Annotated in this window: 2 protein-coding genes; both read left to right on the top strand. The window is 63.6% G+C overall.

The annotated features are described in order from the left end of the window. The coding region (gene tnpB, locus ACI3KQ_RS15880) for an IS66 family insertion sequence element accessory protein TnpB (RefSeq protein WP_404959303.1) at positions 1–261 on the top strand (261 nt) is incomplete at its 5' end. Between the two features lie 60 nt (positions 262–321). Next, complete coding sequence (gene tnpC, locus ACI3KQ_RS15885) at positions 322–1,935, top strand: IS66 family transposase (RefSeq protein ID WP_404959305.1); 1,614 nt, start codon at positions 322–324, stop codon at positions 1,933–1,935. Positions 1,936–1,961 lie beyond the last annotated feature (26 nt).

Genomic DNA, 1,961 nt, shown 5'->3' on the forward strand with positions numbered 1-1,961 from the left:
GTGCAGCAGAGTTTTGGCCGCGACCCCTTCGCGGGCGATCTTTACATTTTCAGGGGACGGCGCGGCGACCTCTGCAAGATCATTTGGCACGACGGCGTGGGCATGTCGCTTTATGCCAAGCGCCTCGAGCGTGGGAAGTACATCTGGCCCTCTGCAGTGGACGGCGTGATTGCCATCTCCCCCTCGCAGATGGCCTGCATGTTGGAGGCGATCGACTGGCGTAATCCACAGACCACCTGGCGTCCGACATTGGCCGGATAAAAGCCCCGGCATGACCTAAGAAGCTAGGGATTTCGGTGCTTTTCGGCTATGTCCTTGGCCATGGGGACCGAAGCGCAAGCAGAGATCGACAGCCTTCGCGAGCGGCTTGCCGCTGCCGAGGCTGTCGCCGCTGAAGTCGCCCGCATCAAGGCGATCAACGCTGACCTGGAAGCCCGCAACGCCCTTCTCGAGCTACAGAATGAGAAGATGCGTCGCACCCTTTTTGGTCAGCGCTCCGAGCGCACGCGCCATCTGCTCGACCAGATGGAACTGACCTTCGAGGAGTGCGAGACCGCTGCCAGCGAAGATGAGCTTCTGGCTGCCCTGGCAGCGGCGAAGACCAACGTCGCACCGTTTGAACGCAAGCGGCCCGCCCGCAAGCCCTTGCCTGAGCATCTGCCACGCGAACGCGTCGTCATCGCCGCGCCCGATGCGTGCCCCTGCTGCGGCTCGGATCGGCTGTGCAAGCTGGGTGAGGATATTACCGAGACACTTGAGGTCGTGCCGCGCCAGTGGAAGGTGGTTCAGACCGTGCGGGAGAAGTTCTCCTGCCGCGATTGCGAGAAGATCACCCAACCGCCGGCGCCGTTCCACGTCACGCCGCGCGGACTCTTTGGCCCCAGCTTCCTGGCGATGCTGCTGTTCGAGAAGTTCGGCGCGCATCAGCCGCTCAACCGCCAGCGCGATCGCTATGCCCGGGAAGGCGTGGACCTGAGCCTTTCGACCCTGGCCGATCAGGTCGGCGCCTGCACCGCCGCGCTGATGCCGCTCTACCTGCTGATCGAGGCACATGTCCGGGCCGCGGAGCGGCTGCATGGCGATGATACGACGGTGCCGGTGCTGGCCAAGACCAAGACCGATACGGGCCGGATCTGGACCTATGTCCGGGATGACCGACCTTTTGGCGGGCCCGCGCCGCCAGCAGCGATCTTCCATTATTCCCGCGACCGGCGGGGCGAACATCCTGTGGGCCATCTGCGCAGTTGGAGAGGCATCCTCCAGGCTGACGCATATGCGGGCTACAATGCGTTGTTCCATGGCGATCGCCTCCCGGCGCCGCTGACCCGTGCTCTATGCTGGAGTCACGCGCGCCGTTACTTTTTCGAGCTGGCCGATGTCGCCGCACAGCTCAAGAAGCGCCGCAAAAAGGCCGTCATCTCGCCGCTGGCGGTGGAGGCGGTCCGTCGTATCGACGCGATCTTCGACATCGAGCGCGCCATCAACGGCAGACCGGCAGAGGAGCGCCTCGCTCTTCGGCAGGAACTCAGCGCACCGCTGGTTGCCGATCTGGAAGAATGGATGCGGGACAACCGGTCAAAGCTATCTAAGAACAGCGATGTGGCCGAGGCCATGGATTACATGCTCAAGGCATGGCCAGCCTTCGCCGCGTTCCTCCATGATGGCCGCATCTGCCTGACGAACAACGCGGCGGAGCGGGCGCTCAGGGGCATAGCCCTAGGCAGAAAATCCTGGCTCTTCGCTGGTTCAGATCGCGGCGGCCAGCGCACCGCCTTCATGCTGAGCCTTATCGGCACGGCAAAGCTCAACGATATCGATCCGCAGGCCTGGCTTGCCGATGTGCTCAGCCGCATCGCCGACATCCCCCAGAACCGTCTCCACGAACTGCTGCCATGGAATTGGCGCGCCGCCGAAGATCAACGCGAAGCCGCCTGATCCGCGGCCTTCACCGAATGCCTACT

The sequence above is a fragment of the Sphingobium sp. ZW T5_29 genome, assembly GCF_044987515.1.
GTDB lineage: Bacteria > Pseudomonadota > Alphaproteobacteria > Sphingomonadales > Sphingomonadaceae > Sphingobium.